The organism is Micromonospora sp. NPDC049175 (genome assembly GCF_043197345.1).
In the GTDB taxonomy this organism is placed as follows: domain Bacteria; phylum Actinomycetota; class Actinomycetes; order Mycobacteriales; family Micromonosporaceae; genus Micromonospora.
This window is the reverse complement of sequence record NZ_JBICSY010000011.1, coordinates 78697-96215: the sequence shown is the minus strand read 5'-3', so window position 1 is coordinate 96215 and position 17519 is coordinate 78697. Positions and strand designations below refer to the sequence as shown.

General features: G+C 71.6%; 16 protein-coding genes. 7 read left to right on the top strand and 9 right to left on the bottom strand.

Annotated features, from left to right (window positions below):
* Positions 1-152: 152 nt before the first annotated feature.
* From ACGFH8_RS31180 to ACGFH8_RS31145, 8 genes are all read right to left on the bottom strand, one after another.
* Positions 153-869, bottom strand: coding sequence for a hypothetical protein (locus ACGFH8_RS31180; RefSeq protein ID WP_393374240.1), 717 nt, complete (start codon positions 867-869; stop codon positions 153-155).
* A 479-nt stretch (positions 870-1348) separates the two neighbouring features.
* The gene (locus ACGFH8_RS31175) at positions 1349-2224 is read right to left on the bottom strand and encodes a replication-relaxation family protein (RefSeq protein ID WP_393374237.1); all 876 of its coding nucleotides are present in this window, start codon (positions 2222-2224) and stop codon (positions 1349-1351) included.
* 211 nt (positions 2225-2435) lie between these two features.
* Positions 2436-4955, bottom strand: a complete 2520-nt coding sequence (locus ACGFH8_RS31170) for a type IV secretory system conjugative DNA transfer family protein (protein WP_393374235.1) — start codon at positions 4953-4955, stop codon at positions 2436-2438.
* Positions 4952-6742 (bottom strand): VirB4 family type IV secretion system protein, encoded by a 1791-nt coding sequence (locus ACGFH8_RS31165; protein ID WP_393374232.1) that lies wholly within the window; start codon positions 6740-6742, stop codon positions 4952-4954. Before ACGFH8_RS31165 ends, ACGFH8_RS31170 begins: the two co-directional genes overlap by 4 nt.
* A complete protein-coding gene (locus ACGFH8_RS31160; RefSeq protein ID WP_393374229.1) occupies positions 6739-7707 on the bottom strand; it encodes a PrgI family protein in 969 nt (322 codons plus the stop codon). Before ACGFH8_RS31160 ends, ACGFH8_RS31165 begins: the two co-directional genes overlap by 4 nt.
* A complete protein-coding gene (locus tag ACGFH8_RS31155) occupies positions 7704-8618 on the bottom strand; it encodes a hypothetical protein (RefSeq protein WP_393374436.1) in 915 nt (304 codons plus the stop codon). Before ACGFH8_RS31155 ends, ACGFH8_RS31160 begins: the two co-directional genes overlap by 4 nt.
* Before the next feature lie 5 nt (positions 8619-8623).
* Positions 8624-9004 carry a pilin gene (locus ACGFH8_RS31150; RefSeq protein WP_393374227.1) on the bottom strand — a complete coding sequence of 127 codons (381 nt, stop codon included), beginning with the start codon at positions 9002-9004 and terminating at the stop codon, positions 8624-8626.
* A 729-nt stretch (positions 9005-9733) separates the two neighbouring features.
* A complete protein-coding gene (locus ACGFH8_RS31145) occupies positions 9734-10612 on the bottom strand; it encodes a hypothetical protein (RefSeq protein WP_393374224.1) in 879 nt (292 codons plus the stop codon).
* Between the two features lie 835 nt (positions 10613-11447).
* Between ACGFH8_RS31145 and ACGFH8_RS31140 the strand changes: the two genes are divergently transcribed.
* The 7 genes from ACGFH8_RS31140 (at position 11448) to ACGFH8_RS31110 (ending at position 17099) form a co-directional block, all read left to right on the top strand.
* A complete protein-coding gene (locus tag ACGFH8_RS31140; RefSeq protein WP_393374222.1) occupies positions 11448-12380 on the top strand; it encodes a hypothetical protein in 933 nt (310 codons plus the stop codon).
* On the top strand, positions 12364-13356 hold the full coding sequence (locus ACGFH8_RS31135) for a TRM11 family SAM-dependent methyltransferase (protein WP_393374433.1): 993 nt from the start codon (positions 12364-12366) through the stop codon (positions 13354-13356). The genes ACGFH8_RS31140 and ACGFH8_RS31135 overlap by 17 nt, the downstream gene beginning before the upstream one ends.
* Positions 13353-14219, top strand: a complete 867-nt coding sequence (locus ACGFH8_RS31130; RefSeq protein ID WP_393374220.1) for a hypothetical protein — start codon at positions 13353-13355, stop codon at positions 14217-14219. The genes ACGFH8_RS31135 and ACGFH8_RS31130 overlap by 4 nt, the downstream gene beginning before the upstream one ends.
* Positions 14216-14767, top strand: a complete 552-nt coding sequence (locus tag ACGFH8_RS31125) for a DNA cytosine methyltransferase (protein WP_393374217.1) — start codon at positions 14216-14218, stop codon at positions 14765-14767. Before ACGFH8_RS31130 ends, ACGFH8_RS31125 begins: the two co-directional genes overlap by 4 nt.
* A gap of 223 nt (positions 14768-14990) precedes the next feature.
* A complete protein-coding gene (locus tag ACGFH8_RS31120; protein ID WP_393374214.1) occupies positions 14991-15473 on the top strand; it encodes a hypothetical protein in 483 nt (160 codons plus the stop codon).
* Between the two features lie 118 nt (positions 15474-15591).
* On the top strand, positions 15592-15975 hold the full coding sequence (locus ACGFH8_RS31115; protein WP_393374212.1) for a helix-turn-helix domain-containing protein: 384 nt from the start codon (positions 15592-15594) through the stop codon (positions 15973-15975).
* Positions 15963-17099 (top strand): tyrosine-type recombinase/integrase, encoded by a 1137-nt coding sequence (locus ACGFH8_RS31110; RefSeq protein ID WP_393374210.1) that lies wholly within the window; start codon positions 15963-15965, stop codon positions 17097-17099. The genes ACGFH8_RS31115 and ACGFH8_RS31110 overlap by 13 nt, the downstream gene beginning before the upstream one ends.
* A gap of 126 nt (positions 17100-17225) precedes the next feature.
* On the opposite strand, the gene ACGFH8_RS31105 is transcribed toward ACGFH8_RS31110, so the two are convergent.
* Positions 17226-17468, bottom strand: a complete 243-nt coding sequence (locus tag ACGFH8_RS31105; RefSeq protein WP_393374208.1) for a hypothetical protein — start codon at positions 17466-17468, stop codon at positions 17226-17228.
* Positions 17469-17519 lie beyond the last annotated feature (51 nt).

Here is a 17519-nt window from a genome sequence, read left to right as displayed (position 1 = left end):
GGGACTCGAAGCTGCGCGATGAGGTGCGCGTGGATGGCTAGCGGTTAGCGGCGCTGCGTCGCGGGGCGCGGACCCAGGCGTCGAGGCGCTCGACCTCGTCGAGCGGGAACATGGCGGGCCCGTCGGGCGTGTTTCCTTCTTGGCCGGTTCTGTCAGAGTGCGACCGCGAGTAGTCGCTGGTCGGGGTCGATGGCGTCGAGCAGCCGGTTGGCCTGTTCGAGGTAGGTCACCCGGTCGGCCATGGCGTCGCTGGCCGGGGCCAGCTTCGCCCCTTCGGCGGTGATCAGCGCGTCGCCCGCTAGGGCGGTGAGGGCGCTGTGGTGCTGGTAGGCCATGCAGCCGGCCTGGTACATCTCCAGTTCACTGAGGCGGATCTGCCCGGCGCCGTAGGTGGCGGCGTTGTGCATCCGGATGGCGTTGACCCGGGGCTGATGGGTGAAGTCCGCGACGGCCGTGTCCCACGGGTACTGCTGCGGGTCCGCCAGGTGGTGGGCCTCGTAGACGTGCCATGGGGTGGCGTTGCGGGTGCCGTGCACGGCGCGGCTGAACAGTTGGTGGCGGATGCCCGCCCCGACACCGGCGGCTTGGCGCATGCCGGTCAGGTCGAGCAGTCGTACCGGTCCGCCGGCGCAGTAGGCTGGGCGGCCCTTGCGCAGTCCGAACATCTGGGTGCGCTGCCACAGGTGCAGGGCGGGGCTGGCCCAGAAGCGGGGCGACAGCGTGCCCTGCACGCCGAAGTTGCGGTCGAGCTGGTGTGCGGTCAGGGACTCGCGGGGCAGGTCGCCCGGCACGCAGACGATCATGGTGCGGATCGTCGCCGTCGGTGTGACAGCAGGCGAGGTGGCCTTCCGGGTCGGGTTCTTCGGCATGAGTGGGTCCTCCTAGCGGGGTGGGCGCGTCAGGGCGCGCGGAGATGACCGGCCCACTGGGTGCGTGGGTCGGTTGCGGGAGAGGTGTGGGTGCGGGTTGGTGCGGTGCGACCTGGGGTCGCCGCGCGGCGCGGCGCCGACCGGCCCCGGGTGGGGCGGGTGGGCGAGGCGAACCGGTAGGTGCGGCGGTGGTTCCGAGGTGGGACCGGACCGGGGTGGAGATTTATGAGGTGGTGTTAGTGCCGTGAACGGTAGCGGCCTGTTCTGTCAGGCCGATCCGACGAGTTGATCGCCGGAAAGTGGGGTTGACCTGCGCTGTGAGGCAATCCGGCTCATGGCGGACCCGTCGTCAGCGCGGATGCTGTGAGCCTTCACGACTCTCACAGATGATCTTGTTTGCTGACAGAGGCCGGCGACGGTGGTCGGCTTGCCGGAGGTGCTCACTCTGGCAGGTGTCGCGCTGGCCTGCGGTGTGAGTTCTACGGGTGGTCGAAGCGCCGTGGGTTGGTGACCGTGTCGGGGCCGTGGTCGCAGGGCAGCTCGTGCAGGTATCGCCGGTGGGTGGGGTCCGACGCGAGGGCCCAGACTCTGCCGGCCGGGTCGGGGCCTTGGATGGCGGTGGCGATCGGGCTGGCGGTGTGCAGTCCGGCGAGCACTGCGAGGAGGCTGGCCTCGCGGCGCCGGCTGGGGACCCAGAACAGCACGGGGTAGCGGGGTCCGAAGGTGGTGAGGCGTTCGTAGCCGCGCAGCTTGGCGACGACCCGGGCGAGGTTCTCGGTGTCGTTGTCGTGCTCGAGGAAGAAGCCGGTCGAGGTGTCGCCGACGGTCCATACGCCGTGCCCGTCGGGGCGGATGCCGGCTTGGGCGTAGACGGTGGTGGCGTGCTGCTCGGACCACCAGCGCGACAGCTGGGCGTCGGGTGTGTGGCGGGCGGTGGCGATGAGGTCGGTGAAGAACTGGTTGACGCCGAGCAGGTGGTTGACCTGGCCGCTGGCGGCGATCCGCTTGGCCCGCTCCAGGGAGCTGCGTGGTGCTTTGCCGCTGGTGCCGGTGGGGTCGTGGTAGACGGTCGGGTGTAGCTGCAGTCCGACGGGGCCGAGGGTGTAGAGCAGCGACCCGTACCGGCCGTGGGCGCCGCTGCGGCCGAATCGGTGTAGCACGTCGAGGCGGTGCAGGATTGTCAGCCGCCGTTGGGCGGTGCGCCGGGTGGCGAAGAGGGCGCTGGTGATTTGGTCGGTGGACAGCAGGTAGTGCTCGGCGAGCAGGGCCAAGAGGGCGTGGTCGCGGGGGACGATGCGACCGAAGACCGCGAGGGGATCGGGGTTGCGGGAGGCGGGGGGTACACGGGAGTACACGATGTTCGCTCCTGGGCAGGATGGGGTTCCCCTCCCGATCGGGAGGGGTGTCTGGGATGGGGGAGGTCGGTGCGGAGGGCCTGTCACGGGGTGTGTGCGGCACTGACAGGCCAGGTCAGAGCTGTGCTGCGGCTGCCCGGCGGTCATCGGTGACGATCCCGATGGTGAGCCGGTGCGCGACCCGGGCGACGCCACCGTCTGACAGGGACAGTTAGCTCCGGTCGCTCTTCGGACGGGAGCGACGTTCGTCGGGTTTGCGGCTGAGCCGTTCGACGAGGTCGTCGACGGCGCTGGTGTCCTGGGTCGGTACCGCCGCGGCGGCGGCCTGGCGGATGGCGGTCGCCTCTCCGACGATCGGCTTCGGCGGTCGGGTCTTCATGGTGAACGCCGGGGTCTGGCGGCCGTTGACGACCAGCCGCGCGGTGGCGGTGTACGCGTCGAGGTGGGCGAGGTCGTGCTCGCCCAGTTCCGGCAGGGTGTGCCGGGACAAAACTTTCGCGTCTTCCGGCGCGACGGTGAAGTAGATCTTGTTGCGGGCGTTGGCCGAGGCGGCGGCGAGCAGGTCGCGGGGGAACTGGGCGAGGTCCTGGTGGGCGAGGACGAGTGACAGCCGGTACTTGCGGGCTTCGGCGAGCATCGTGTCGAGGGAGTTGGCCAGGGTCAGGAAGTTCTGGGCCTCGTCGATGATCAGTGTCGCGTCGCGGCGCCGGTCGGGTTCGACGCCGGCGCGGGCGGTGGTGGCTTGCCATACCTGCGCGAGGATCAGGGAGCCGAGCAGCCGGCTGGTGTCCTCGCCGAGCACGCCCTTGGGGATGCGGACGAGCAGCACGCCGCCGTCGAGGACGCGGCCCATGTCGAAGCTCGACTTGGGGTAGCGCATGGTGCGTTTGACGAAGTCGCGCAGCAGGAACGCGCGCAGCCGGGCGAGGACCGGTCCGATGACCTGGGAGCGGAGGCTGTCGTTGAGGCTGTCGTACCACTGCCAGAAGCCGCTGAGCCCGGCCGGGTCGTCCAGGTCCACCGTCATCGCCGAGCGGAACTGGGGGCTGTTGAGCAGCGGTGGGATGTGTTGCAGGGTGACGTTGTTGTGGCGCAGCAGGGTCAGGCATGCCACCCGCATGACGTCATCCATCCGCGGTCCCCAGGCCTTGGCGAAGATGTTCCCGAAGATCGACACGAGGTTGTCGACGACCAGGTCGGGGTCGTCGCCTTCGAGGGGGTTCAGCGTCGGCGGGTTGTCCTGGTCCGGGTCGAAGAGGACGACGCGGTCGGCGACGCCTGTGGGGAGCCGGTCGAGGATGTCCAGGACGAGGTCGCCGTGCGGGTCGATGACGACGGTGCCGCGGCCGGCGTTGATGTCGTCGAGGGCCATGTTGACCAGCAGGGTGGTCTTGCCGGAGCCCGTGGAACCGATCACATGCATGTGATACCTCGCGTCCGCCACCGTCAGCCCGACACTGTGGCCACCGATTTCGGCGTCGCCGAGCATCTTCACTCCACGGCCTCCGCCGGGGATGGCGACCGGTGCTGGCATGGACGCGGCCCGCGCCCGGTCGAGGCCGGGCACGGCGAGGTCCTGCGGCAGCGCGGCCAGCGCTGCGAGTTCCGGGGCGGAGGTGAGGAATCCGGCACCGAGTCGGCGTGCGGCGAGGACGGCCACCGGGGCGGGCATCCGGGCGCGGTGGGTGAGCCGGTTGCGGCCGGTGTGGATGGCGAACGCCGAGGCGAGGGTGTCGGCGATGCCCCGCAGCCGGCCGGTCGGGTCGGTGCCGGTCCGCCGGTTGGTGGTGGCGACGGCGTACCGGATACCGGTCTGCCACAGCGGATGCGCCGTCTTGTCCAGGATCGCCCGGACGTCGCGCTCCACGGTGGGATCCCGACGGGACGCGGGCGCCGTAGCGCGGCTAGTGGTACCGCTGCCGGGTAGGAACGCGTCCAGCAGCCACCGCACCGGCGCGGCCGGGTTGATCGCCGGTACGGCGGTGGTGCCCGCCCGTAGCCGCCCGGCCGCGCGGCGGGCCCGTGCAGCCCGCCGGGGTGTGGCCGGGCGGGCGAGGATCTGCACGCACGCGTACTCGCGGGGTGTGAGCTGCGCGCCGGCGGCCATCAGCGGGCGCAGCGGGTCGGTGTCGTGGTCGGTGGCCAGCGGCAGCCACTCCGCGTTCACGGGCAGCAGGTGCCCACCGGCCGCGGGGTGCGCGTCCAGGGGGATCGGCGGCGGCGGGTTGTCGTCGGTGGTGGTGGCCGAGCTGGGCCACGCCGCCCGCACCGCGGCCTCGACCGCCCCCGGCGGGACGGTGCCGGGAACCCAGATCGAGATGAGCAGTTGCCGGCCGGACCACGTGTACTGCCACACGACGTGCGGGGCGCCGTGGAGCAAGCGCCGCCGCCGTGACGGGGTCAGCACGCCGGCCAGGTTCGCCCACAACGCGCCAGCGCTGTGCGGGTCGACTTCCGGCGGTGGCGCGATCGTCACGAGGCGCGCGCCCCGGGCGTGGTGGCGGTGCCGCCCGATCTCGACCAGGTTGCGGGCCGCGATCCACACGATCAGCCCGCCGGCGGCGACAGCCGCCAGCCACGGCCGCTGTGTGGCCCACACGGCGGCCTCGACCAGCGCGGCCGCTGCTCCGGTAGGGGGCGGGATGGGGCCGGCGCCCGGCCCGATGGTGGGGCTGGGCGCCGGTGGCGGTGACGCGAGCGCTGAGCTGAAGGCTTCGGTCGGTGGTGTCACAGATCGCCCTCCTCCTCGTCGAGGTCGGCCAGCTCGGCCGGGTCGGTGGTGCACAGGGCGTGCTCCGCGTCGGAGGCGATCGACTCGAAGCTGGTCCTGCTCACCCCGGAGATCAGCAGCCCCTGGCCGCGGCGGGTCGAGAGCAGCAGCCGCCGCTCACCATCGGTGAGCCCGAACGCCTCGCCGACGGCGTCGATGGCCTGCGGTGCCTGCCGCAGCAGCACCTGGGTGGAGGCGTTGGACACCACCGCCTGGCCGAGGTCGGTGCCCAACACGTCGGCGGCGTCCTGGGTGATGACGGTCAGCCCGGCGTTGCGCTTGCGTGCCGCCTTCGACATGCGGAACAGGAAGCGGGCGCCCTCGCCGTCGCGCATCAGCAGCCACGCCTCGTCGACCACCACGAGCCGCCGCCGCGACGGGCGTTGTGGGGTGTCGACGGTGCGCCAGATCGAGTCCAGCGCGAGCAGGGTGCCGACGGTGCGCAGTTCGTCGGGCAGGTGCCGCAGCGACCACACGACCAGGTGTCCGACCGGGGCCTGGGTGGTGGGTGCGTCGAACAGGTCGGCGAAGCTGCCCTGCACCCACGGCGCGAGCCGGGCGGCCAGGTTCCCGGCCGCTGGGTCGTCGTCGGCGCGCAGCGTGGCGGCCAGGTCGCGCAGCAGCGGTGCCGGCCGGTGATGCGTGGCCGGGTCGGCGGTGATCCCTGCGGCCCGGTAGACAGCGACGATGGCCCGGTCCAGTGCGGCGCGCTCCGCCGGTGGCGGCTGGTGGCCGAGCAGCACGCTGACCAGGGTGTGCAGGAACAGCCCGCGGCGGGTCAGCGTGTCGGGACGCCGGTCGCCGACCGGCAGGTCCAGGGGGTTGATCTTCACGCCGGGCAGGCCCAACCGGACGATGCTGCCGCCGACCGCGTCCGCGAGGCGCAGGTACTCGTCCTCGGGGTCCACCACCGCGACCTGCACACCCTGGTAGAGGTTGCGCAGGATCTCCAGCTTCACGAAGTACGACTTCCCAGCCCCGGAGCGGGCCAGGACGATCGAGTTGTGGTTCTCCTGCGTCCAGCGGTCCCACCAGACAATGCCGGCGCTCGCAGGGTTGACGCCGTAGAGGACACCGCCGGTGGCCGGCGGGTCGCCGGGCAGCGGAGCGGGCAGGTCCGGGCTCGAAAGCGGAAACGCGGCGGCGAGCGCCTGTGTGTCCATGGTGCGCAGCATCCGCAGCCCATCCGAGGCGAGGGGCAGGGTGGTGGTCCAGCCGGGAAGCTGCCGCCAGGTCGCGGGCTGCACCTCCAGAAGGGTGGACGCGGCGGCGGCCCGGACCTGCGCGCACGCCTGCAGGAGTTCGTCTTCGGTGCGGGCGTGCACGGTCAGGTACAGGCCGACGCGGAACAGCTTCGCCGCACCGCGGGCCAGCCGCTCGGCCAGGTCACCGGCATCATCTGCGGCGGCATCGACGTAGGGGTCGGCCAGCTTGCCGCGCTCGGAGTCCGCCCGCCGAGACGACTCCAGCCGCGCCCGTTGCTTGCGGAGCCGGTCGGCGGCGATCGGCGCCGGCAGCGGCTCGATGTGCAATGCGAGGTCGAGCCGGCCCGGCCAGGACAGCAGCGGCTCCAGCCACGCCGGGCCGACCTCCGCCGGGTATCCGGTCACGACGAGGGTGGCGGCGAAGCCGTCGCCCACGCGCAGCCACTGAGGTGTGACCTCGACGGTGGCCGGCGCGACCGCCGACGCCAGCGAGCCCGGCTGCGGCGGTGCGCCGCCGTCGCCGGACCGTCTCTTCCTGATCATGGATTCTTCCTCTGCTTGTGGGTGCGGGTGGGGGCGGCCGCGGTGATGACGGCGTTGGGTGCGGCCAGGCGGCCCGGCTGCGGCGGCCGGTACGGGTCGGCGGCGCTGGCCAGAGCGGCGGTGACCGCCGAGCCGTCCAGCCCCCGCGGACTGACGCCGAGGCCGGCCAACGCTCGCACCGTGTCATCGGCTCGCCGCCGCGCGGCATGCGCGCGCTCGCCGGCCGCCGCGCGGGTAACGACCAGGACCTGCCGACGCAGCGGGTCCCGGCGGGCGGCGAGGTCGCCGAGGAACTCCGCGTGATCGGCGCACGCCTCGCGCAGCCGCGGATGCGGCTCGGTGTCCGCGACGGCGGCGAGGGCCCGGCTGTGGGAGGTCAGGTCGACCGGTTGCGCGGACACGACGATCTGCGTCGGCGTCGACAGGCTGTTGAGCCACCGACCCCACCCCTCGATCAGGGCCGCCTGTTCGCCGGGTGTGCGAAGCGCGAGGTTCACCGTGGTGGTGCCGACGATCGCCGCCCGCGCGTCACCGAGGCTGATCTCCCCGTCGTCGTCGATGGCGTCGGCGGGCAGCCGCAACGGCGCTGGCAGCGGCACCCGGCCGCTGGTGGGGGTCTCGACCCAATCCGGCGTCCCGTTGTCCGCCGCGACGGTGGCGGTGGACAGTGACCGGGGTATGCGGGTGTGGCGGATCGCGTGCAGCAGCCACACATCCATCGACAGGCCGTCGCGGCGGCCCAGCGCCAGGCCGATAACCAGCCCGCCGAGCACCACACCAGCACCGATGAACACCGGCGCCGGCACAACATCGTGCAGCGTGCGCCACGCGGCGTAGAAGCAAAGCGCGCCGGCGGCGACGATCGCCAGCTGGTGGAACGTCAGCCCGTAGGCGACCTTGTCGGGGGCGTCGACGTCGGCGGGCATCCGCGCCCTCATCGGCGCTTCGGGATCAGGCCGGGTCATTTGATGCTCCTCCGAAGGGTGTTCAGGCCGGGGACGGTGCGGGCGAGCTGCTGCACCACGACGACGCGGACCACCGCGCCGAGCATGGTGCTCGTGCTACGTCCGGTCTGGCCCGCCCAGCGGGCCAACAGTGTGGGGATCTTGACGGTGGTCCACAGCAGCACCACCACGACCAGGAGGTTCAGCGTTCCGCCCGGGTCGACGGGCAGGCCGAACACGGGCAGCATGGTCGCCGGGTCGAGCAGCGTCTGCTGCCCCGCGGTGAGGAAGAACGCCTGCGCCACGGGGATCGCCAGGCATCCGGCGTAGGCGCGCCACCACAGCCGGGCGAGGCCGTCGGTCTGCGGCAGCGCGTGGCAGGCCAGCGCCAGCGGCGCGATGCTCGTCATCACCAGCAGCGCCACGAACCGGCCGATCAGCTGAAACGCCGCCGTCACGACCAGAACGGTGATGAGCAGGATCAGGATGAGGAACAGCAGCGGGACGGTGCGGTCCTGTGCCGCCGCGAGGTGAGTGCGGATCGCGGTGAACGCGCCGTCGCCGTCGTAGCCGCCCTCGCTGATCGCCGCGCTCAGGGCGTTGGCCACATCGATGAGCTGCTCGCAGGCCAACTGGGAGAAGTGCGCGGCGGTGAACCCGACGACCAGCCGCGGTAGGAGGTCCTTCACCGTGTACCGGGATTGCTCGTCGCCGCCGGCGACCATGACGAGCACACCGGCGGCGACGAACGCCAACACGAAGACGGTGTCCACGATCCAGACCGACCGGCCGGTGAGCGCCTGCACCTGCGGCAGCACGGTGACCTTCGGGGTGGTGAACAGAATGCCGGTGATGAGGTCGAAGATCGCGTTAAGGCAGGCCAGGATCGCCGTGGTGAGCCAATCAAGAACCTGGTCGAGGACCCATCCCACGACGATCAACCCCCGACGATGCCCTGGACGACCTGCAGCAGGATCGGGGCGAGGACGGCCAGGCCGTAGCCGACCAGCGCGTTGCGCATGGCGAGTTTGCCTTTCTCGACCTGCGACGGGTCACCGCCAGCGGTGACCCGGTATACGGCGGCCAGAACGAGGAAGAGGGTGGCGACGGCGGCCAAGATACTCATGAGCCAGGCCTGCAGTTTGGCGATCACCACCGGCAGGGAGTTCGCCGCCAAGTAGACAGCGCCGCCCGGATCGGCATACGCGGCGGTCGGGAGGGCGAGTGACAGGCCGATGCCGGCCAGCGGTACGGCGACACGGAGTGCGAGACGAACGACTCGCGGGATTCGGAGAGTGTGCTGTGGGGTGCGGGACATTGCGGTTCACCTCCCGCCGCCCCGATCACGAAGACGTGTGACCGGGGGCGGCGATTGCTCGAAGCGGTCTGATGGGACCGCCGCCGGGCGCTGGTGAGCAGCAGCACCGACCGCGTGAGCCCCGGGAGGAGCTCGTCCTCCCTCGTGGGTGGGTTGCGGTCATCAATGTGGTGTCAGCGCATCAATTGGCGCGGCACCCGAGGCGCGCGGATCGCGCTGCTCGTGTCGCCCGGCGGCGGGCGGGACCGGCGAGCGGTACGGCCCGCTGAAGTCCCGCACCCCCAAACCGGGATCTGTGAGCCCTGGCGAACACTTGCCACGCTCACTCAGCTCCAGGCAGGGCTCACGGGGCAGGTCAAGGCCTTTCACCGTCGACAGCATTGCCTGCAGGCGAAGGCTCACAGCCGGATCGGAACGGGCTGCTTTTTGAGCGGTGTGAGTGCCGCCGGGGCTCACAGCTCTTTGACACGGCCGCATCGGTTCGCCCCTTCCGGGGTGCTTAGGACGATGGCGGAGAGGTTTCGATCGTCGGAGCGGAGGGGGACGGCCGAGCGGTGCCTGCGCCGCAAACGCGTCGGTCGGGAAGGTCGGCTGGCAATCCTGCGCTGGTTCTTCGCTGCCAGCGCAGCGCCCTACCTCCGAAGCAGCTCTACTGGGACGGGCGCTCGGCACGCCGAAACGGCTGTGGCCCGACGGGGTACGTCGGGCCACAGCCGTGCCGGTTGGCTGTCAGGCGGCTGCCGCAGCATGCTGCCGGGCGGCTTCGCGGCCGGCGGCCGCGGCACGTCCCGCGCGGCGCCCGCCGCGCTGCTCGGCCTGCTGCCGCAGTCGCGCCGTGGTCTCCGGCGACGCGACCCCAGTCAGCAGCCCGTCCGCGAGGGCCTCGGCGATACGGCTGTCGATGCGTGACAGCCGCATGCGCAGGGCGTCGACGCTGACACCATTCCTCGCGGCGATGGGCTCGATCGCCCGGCGACCGAGCCGCACGTCGATGTAGGGCTGCTCGTCCTCGGGATCGAGGATCCCGAGGGCCACCGCGCGGCGGACCAGGAGATCCGGATGACCATACGGCACCGGCGGGGTGCGGGAGCCGGCAACAAGGTGCTCGATGTCCTGCACCGGCAGGCACTCACGCTGCTGCAGCCGCAGGTCCCGCCCGGCTCGCCACGCCGCCCTGCATAGACTCGCGTACGGCGCGGGTTTGCCCAGGTCGGCCCGGTCGCGGAGCGCGGTCAGGAACCCGGTCAGGATCTCGGCGTCGATATCCGCTGGGTCGCCGGTGTAGCCCTCGCACAGATGGGCCGCGTACTGCTGCAGCGCCGGCATCGCCATGCCGACCGCTGCGATGACCCAGTGCGGCCCGTCGAGGCGGGCGCGTCGGATCAGCTCCCGCCACACCTCGTCACGCGCCGTGTAGGCGCGGGAGTGTCGCAACAGCCAGTCCCGCAGCGCGGGCAGCGGCATCACCGGCCGCGGCAGACCCGCGTCGGAGAAGAACGCCGTGCAGTCGAGAGCCAGCGGCGCGGGCTCGCAGGTCAGCGCGGCGTAGGCGGTCGCCGCCGCGTCGAGGGCGGAAGTCGGCCAGTTCGTAGCGTCGGACACGCTCATGTCAACACTCCTGTGACACCGAAGGGATGCGAATGCCGTCGCCGGCGTTGTCACGGCGATCGGTGGCATCGATTGCGCCACAGAGGGCTCACAATGTCCTGACAGAGCCGCTCAGGGCCCTGTTCGTCGCCTCGACCCGGGCCTTTGTCAGTGGCCCGCGCGCACGGCGCGCCATCGCCGCCGATCGTTGGCAAGAGCCTGACAAAGGCCGGTTGACCTGCCCTATGACACCCTGACAGATCCTGTGACCGCGCTGTTCGGAGGTGGTGACAGAGGCTCACGTCGCGACCCGCGAGACGGCGCGGACGACCTCACGCGGGACACGCGCGGCCCGCTGTGACAACCGCGTCGGCTCACAGCGCCACTGACACCGATCGCCGGGGACGGCCCGCGCGGACTACCGACGTACCCATGACAGTCGCGGCAGGCTGTCACCGCTGGACATCCCGCACCCTCTGACAGGCAACGCTGCGCCGATGACAACGGCCCGGCACACGACGCTCGGCAACCTCTCACAGGGCCGGTCAACGCTCATGTCCACGTCGACGCCCGAAGCGTTGTCTCCAACCGGCGCCGGCACCGTCAGCGCCCCCTGTCAGGGACCCAGCGTCACTGACAGACGTGAGTAGGGACGAAGCCGGTTCCGTCGCGGTGGGGCGTCTGCCGATGGCTGCCGTTACGTCGCGGGCATCGGACAGGACGACGAAAACCGGGAGAAGCCGCTGCCGGGTCGCGCGTTGTGAGCGGTTGTGGGTTCGGCAAGTGTTCGCCGAGGCTCACAAAACACGGTTTGGGGATGTCAGCGCTTCACGGCGCGGCGCGGAGCCGACAGCACATGAGCGAGCACACGCCGCAACCGCACCAGCAGGCCGACCACACCGAGCCGGCCGACTCCACTCTCATCGACCTGATTGCCGGCGACCCGCCGGTACCGATCACGGTCTGGCGCACGGCCCGCACCGGCGCCGACCCGCGCACCAGCCTGCCCACCCGTCTGGCCTACCGCCTCGTCGCCGCCTACAGCCGGCCCGGGGAGGCGGTGGTCGACCTCACCACCGACCACGTCCTGGCACCGATCTGCGCCCAGGGCGGGCGCCAGCACCACCGCGCCTGGTTCACCGACAACTCCAGCCTGATCATCGGACCGGCCACCGCCGGCCCGCCGGCGCCCACGACCGCAACCAACCCGCTCACCGTCCCCGGCAAGCCGGAGGCTGGCGACGCGCAGGACCCGCCCGAGCTGGTCGACTGGTTCGGCGACGACCTCACCGACCCTGACCTGCCCGGCGCCGACGCCGCGGTCGTCCGGCCGCCCGACGACGGGCCGCTGGACGCAGCCATCAGCCTGGTGGTTGCCTCCTGGCCGCTGCACGAGGCCGGCACGACGGCCCGGGTCCGCCTCGCCTGGCTCCTCGCTGCCTGCGCGAGGCTGCTGCGCCACGGCGGCTGCCTCGTCCTCGTCGTCGGCGTCCCCGCCGGCACGCAGCCCACGCCAGAGGACTTCGGGCCGCTCGTGGCCGCGGCCTCCCGGGCCGGACTGCGCTACCTGCAGCACATCGTCGCCGTCGAGGCCGATACCGACGGCGACCAGTTCGCCTACTACGGCGCGGATGAGGAGCTGCTCACCCTGGCCCACGCCAACCCCGAGCAGTGGTCGGTCTCCCACTTGCGGGTGCACGCCGACCTGATGGTCTTCACCCCATGCCCGACTCCTGCCGCTGGAGTGGGACGGCGCCGTGGCCGCGACGGTGGTGAGCGCCGTGGCTGAGCACACCACTGCGGGATCCTCAGGCGCGAGCGAGCCGGACACCAACAGCTCCGCAGTGGGCGAGGACTACCCGGGCCGGCACCGCGAGTACGATGGCCGCCACCGCGCCGATCCTGGGGGCCTGTCCGTCTGGGCTACCGCCCAGTCGACCGGCCCTGTACAGCGACGCGGCCGGTACGTGCCGGAGTCGGTCAAGCATCCCGCCCGGATGCTGCCCGCGATCGCCGCCCACGCGATCGCCGCCTACACCCAGCCCGGCGATCTGGTCCTGGACCCGATGTGCGGCATCGGCACCACCCTGGTCGAGGCCGTCCACGCCGGCCGCGACGCCTTCGGCATCGAATACGAGCCGCGATGGTCGAACATCGCCGACGCCAACATCCGCCACGCCCACGACCAGGGCGCCAGCGGACGCGCGTCGGTCATCCGCGGCGACGCGACCCGGCTGATGTCGCTGGTGCCGAAGGCCCTCACCGGGCAGGTGGCGCTCGTGGTCACCTCACCGCCGTACGGGCCGACCGTCCACGGCCTCGTCCGCCCCGGCGAGCACGGCGTCGTCAAGTACGACGACCGGTACAACGACGGCGAGGACAAGGGCAACCTCGCCTACCGCGACCTGACCGGCCTCACCGACGGCTTCGCTGAGATCCTGCGCGGCTGCGCCACCCTGCTACGGCCCGGTGGCGCCGTCGTGGTCACCGCCCGACCGTGGCGCAAACGCGGCGAGCTGATCGACCTGCCCAGCGCCGTCATCGCCGCCGGCCTGCGCGCCGGACTCGTGCCGACCGAGCGGTGCGTCGCCCTCCTCGCCGCCGTCCGTCACGGGCAGCTCGTCGCCCGCCCGTCGTTCTTCCAACTCCAACAGGTCCGCAAGGCCCGCACGTCCGGGGTGCCGATGCACCTCATCGCCCACGAAGACGTTCTGATCTTCACCAAGACGCGCCCCCCTGAGGACGGATCCGGGGTGGTCGCGTGAGCCCACCCACCCACCGCTACCTGTCCCTGGGTGCCGGCGTGCAGAGCTCCACGCTCCTGCTGCTCGCCGCCCAGGGGGCGATCCCCGGGTTCACCGCGGCGATCTTCGCCGACACCTCCTGGGAACCGGCAGCGGTCTACCGGCACCTGGACCGCCTGACCGGCATCGCCGAACGGGCCGGAATCGAGGTGGTGCGCGTCAGCGCCGGTGACATCCGAGCTGACGCGCTCGACCCACGCCACCGGTTCGCCTCCATGCCCCTGTTCACCCTCGGCCCGAACGGCGAGCGCGGTATGGCCCGCCGACAGTGCACCTCCGAATACAAGATCAAACCCATCAAGGCGGAAGTGCGGCGCCGGCTGGGCTACCCACACCCGAGGCGCGTCCCGGCAGGGGTCCGGGCAGAGGTCGCGATCGGCATCAGCCTCGACGAGATCGGTCGGGCCCGGGACTCCGACGTCGCCTACATGCACAACGTGCATCCGCTGCTCGACGTCGGTTGGCGACGTACCGACTGTCTACGCTTCCTGGCCGAGCACGGCCTCGCGGACACCCCGAAGTCGTCGTGCGTGGGCTGCCCGTTCCACGACGACGGCTTCTGGTTCGCCCTGCGCGAGCACAGCCCGCAGGAGTGGGCCGACGCCGTCGCCTTCGACCGGTCCATCCGCAACGGCTCCGCCCGGGCCAACGCGGACGGACACCCATTGCGCGGCCAATTCTTCCTGCACAGGCAGCGAGTGCCGCTGGACAAAGTACAGCTGCGCCCACGTCCTCAACCCGCAGAAACGCCTGGCTGTGGCCCCTGGTCCTGCCCACATGGCGAGCCGGTGACAGGCGACGCCGGGCGCGGGGAGGTGGCGTGAGCATTGCCCACACCACCGCCCCCCGCATCGGATCGCTGTGCACCGGCTACGGCGGCCTCGACATGGCCGTCGAGCTGGTGCTCGGCGGCCAGCTCACCTGGTACGCCGAGACCGACCGCCACGCCCGCACCGTCTGCGCCCACCACTGGCCCGGCGTGCCCAACCTCGGTGACATCCGCACCGTCGACTGGGCCCGCGTCGCGCCCGTCGACGTCCTCACCGCCGGGTTCCCGTGTCAGGACATCTCCAACGCCGGCAAGCGCGCCGGCATCACCGGAGAGCACTCAAGCCTGTGGAGTGCCGTCGCCGACGCCGTTCGCGTCCTTCGACCGCCGCTCGTGTTCGTGGAGAACGTCGCCGCCCTCCTGCGGCGAGGATTCGACGTCGTCGAAGCCGACCTGGCCGCGATCGGGTACGACACGAGCTGGCTATGCCTACGCGCGTCCGATATCGGCGCCGCCCACCGCCGCGACCGGCTGTTCCTGCTGGCCGCACCCGCCACTCGACGGGGCGGAGGTGCGGACGCTGCCGACACCGTGCGCCCGTGACGGCAAAGGACCCGGCCACCAGTACGGCCTGCCCGACCTCATCGAACCGTCGGGCTCCACCCACGGCCTCCTACCCACCTCCACCGCGGGGCACATCGCTCGCACCGGTCAGCACGGGCACACGCGCGCCGACGGCGCACGGCTACTGCCCACTCCCAGGGCGAGCGACACCGGCACGCCCGGACGACGCGCGGGTGCCGGGTTCCGGCCCCCGCTGTCTGAGGTGCTGCTGCCCACCCCGCGGGCCACCGACGGCGAAAAGGGCTGCCCTGGGCAGCGTGGCTCGCACGGCGACCTCACCCTCCCCTCTGCGGCGGTGCGGGTCCCGGCCCGGATCCTGCCCACCCCGCGCGCGTCCGACGGGCGCGGCCCCGGGCGGCATGGCGACGGCGGCGCGGACCTGCGCACCACCATCGCCGCACTCGGGCAGCCCGACGAGCAGCGGTGGGGCGGCTACGCCGACGCGGTCGCCCGCTGGGAGCTGCTGCTCGGCCGCCCCGCACCCGAACCCACGCAAATCGGCCGGCACGGCAAACCCGTCCTCGCGCCGCCGTTCGTGGAGTGGCTCATGGGCCTGCCCGAGCACTGGGTCACCGACCCCACGCTCGGCCTGCCCCGCACTACCGCATTGCGGGTCCTCGGCAACGGCGTCGTCCCCGCCCAAGCGGCGACCGCCCTGCGGCTGCTGCTCTGCCAGCACATCTAGCCACTGCCAGCCCCCGGTGGGGGGGGGGGGGGGGGGCCCCCCCCCCCCCCCCCCCCCCCCCCCCCCCCCACCACCCCGGTTCCAGCCGCCAGAACCTACGACGTTCGGGAGTCCACCGATGTCTGCCAACCTGCCCCGAGCCCGACGCCGACCACCACCGGCCGCCCCCACCGTCGACCACCGCGCAGATGGCCACGACGACCAGGATCCGCGGCTCTACACCCCAACCGAGGCCGCCGCCCGACTACGCGTGCCGGAGTCATGGCTGCGCCGACACGCCGGCCGCCGCCAGATTCCTTGCACCTTCCTCGGCAAGCACCTGCGCTTCTCATGCGCCGACCTGGCCGCCATCATCGCCGCCGCCGCCCAACCCCCCACCGGCCGGCGCGCCACCCGACGCCGCCGGCACCCCGCCGACGACTTGCCTCACCCCGACAGTCACGCGTCAATCACCCCCGCACCCGACACCGACCGGACGGAGACCACACCATGGCCTGGGTAGAAAAGCGCGGCACTCGATTCCGCGTACGGCTGCGCATGCCCGACGGCACCGTCACCACCGACTCATCGCACGATCTGCGCGCCGATGCCGTCATCCGCGCCAAGGAAATCGACGTCGAGGCGGCCCGCGACACCTTCATCGATCCCCGCGGCGGACGCATCCCCCTCGCCGAGTGGGTTCCGATCTGGGAAACGACTCACCAAGCGGGCCCCGCGACCTGGGCGGCCTACCGTAGTCACCTACGGCTGCACATCCTGCCCGTCCTCGGCCCGCTGCCGCTGGTCGACATCCGCCGCCAACACGTCAAGACCCTCGCCGTCGCCTTGGGAAAACGCCTGTCACCACGATCGGTCGCTGACGTGATCATGGTCTTGTCGATGGTTTTGCAAGAGGCCGTCGAAGACCGCCGTGTTCCCTTCAACCCCTGTCGGGGAGTCCGCATCCCCAAAGGCATCCGCGCTGAGCGACCGCATGCCACCGCTGAGCAGGTCGCTGCGATCGTCGCCCGCCAAGCCCGCCCCAGCGACGGGCTGCTCATCCTTACCGCCGCCTACACCGGCATGCGGTGGGGAGAACTCACCGGCCTCACTCGCGACAACGTCGACCTCACCACCGGCAGCATCCACGTGCACCCTGATGTTGGCGCCCTGCACGAAGTCGAAGGCAAGCTCTTCCTCGGCCCGCCCAAGACCAACGACTCCGTCCGCCACATCCGGCTGCCCCGCTTCCTGACCAACCTCCTCGCCGTGCACCTCTCCGAACAACCCCACGACATCGTCTTCCCGGGCGCCCGCGGTCACCACCAGCGACGATCCAACTTCAACCGCCGCGCCTGGACCCCCGCCGTCGCCGGCAACCCTCAACAGGGCATCCCACCGGTCCTGGCCGGCATGCACTTCCACGACCTTCGCCACACCCACAAGACCTGGCTCATCGAGGACGGCATCCCCGAGATCGCCCAAGCCCGCCGCCTCGGTCACCGCCTCACCGGTGTACGGGGTATCTACAGCCACGTCACCGAGCCAATGATCACCACCGTCGTCGAAGCGCTACAACGTCGATGGGAAACCACCCAGCCCGACCGTAGCGGCGACACTGTCCGACGACTGCGCGCCGTTGCCTAACAGAGGGGAGGATGAGTCATGCTCCAGGCCTTCGTAGCGGAACCACCGTGCGCGGTGTGTGGGCGACCGGCAGCACACGTCGAACTCGTCGCACCTGGTGCCCGACCTGCGCACTGGCAGCGCTGGTCACCGCAGGAGCGCGACGCCTACGACGCTGCCCGACAGCGTCACGACGACCAGCAGTGGTGGCTGCTGTTCTCGGGGATCGAGGCGGGCAACGGATCCGGCCGACCGGTGGACCTGGCAGAAGCACAACGGATTGCCAACGCCTTCGCCCAGCCGTATCAGTACGCCGCCGTAGCCTCCGCGGGTTTTCACGACGACGCCGGATTTTGCGGCCAGTGTGATGCCCCGTACTGCTACCAGCATTGGAACGTCTCTAACACTGGCTACGGAAAATGCCCTCGAGGCCACGGCAAA

Bases quoted from the DNA above. Each gene is read 5' to 3' on its own strand.
- ACGFH8_RS31180 (WP_393374240.1), bottom strand. From the start codon at position 869: ATGCCGAAGAACCCGACCCGGAAGGCCACCTCGCCTGCTGTCACACCG.
- ACGFH8_RS31165 (WP_393374232.1), bottom strand. From the start codon at position 6,742: ATGATCAGGAAGAGACGGTCCGGCGACGGCGGCGCACCGCCGCAGCCG.
- ACGFH8_RS31160 (WP_393374229.1), bottom strand. From the start codon at position 7,707: ATGACCCGGCCTGATCCCGAAGCGCCGATGAGGGCGCGGATGCCCGCC.
- ACGFH8_RS31150 (WP_393374227.1), bottom strand. From the start codon at position 9,004: ATGTCCCGCACCCCACAGCACACTCTCCGAATCCCGCGAGTCGTTCGT.
- ACGFH8_RS31145 (WP_393374224.1), bottom strand. From the start codon at position 10,612: ATGAGCGTGTCCGACGCTACGAACTGGCCGACTTCCGCCCTCGACGCG.
- ACGFH8_RS31140 (WP_393374222.1), top strand. From the start codon at position 11,448: ATGAGCGAGCACACGCCGCAACCGCACCAGCAGGCCGACCACACCGAG.
- ACGFH8_RS31115 (WP_393374212.1), top strand. From the start codon at position 15,592: ATGTCTGCCAACCTGCCCCGAGCCCGACGCCGACCACCACCGGCCGCC.
- ACGFH8_RS31110 (WP_393374210.1), top strand. From the start codon at position 15,963: ATGGCCTGGGTAGAAAAGCGCGGCACTCGATTCCGCGTACGGCTGCGC.
- ACGFH8_RS31105 (WP_393374208.1), bottom strand. From the start codon at position 17,468: ATGCTGGTAGCAGTACGGGGCATCACACTGGCCGCAAAATCCGGCGTC.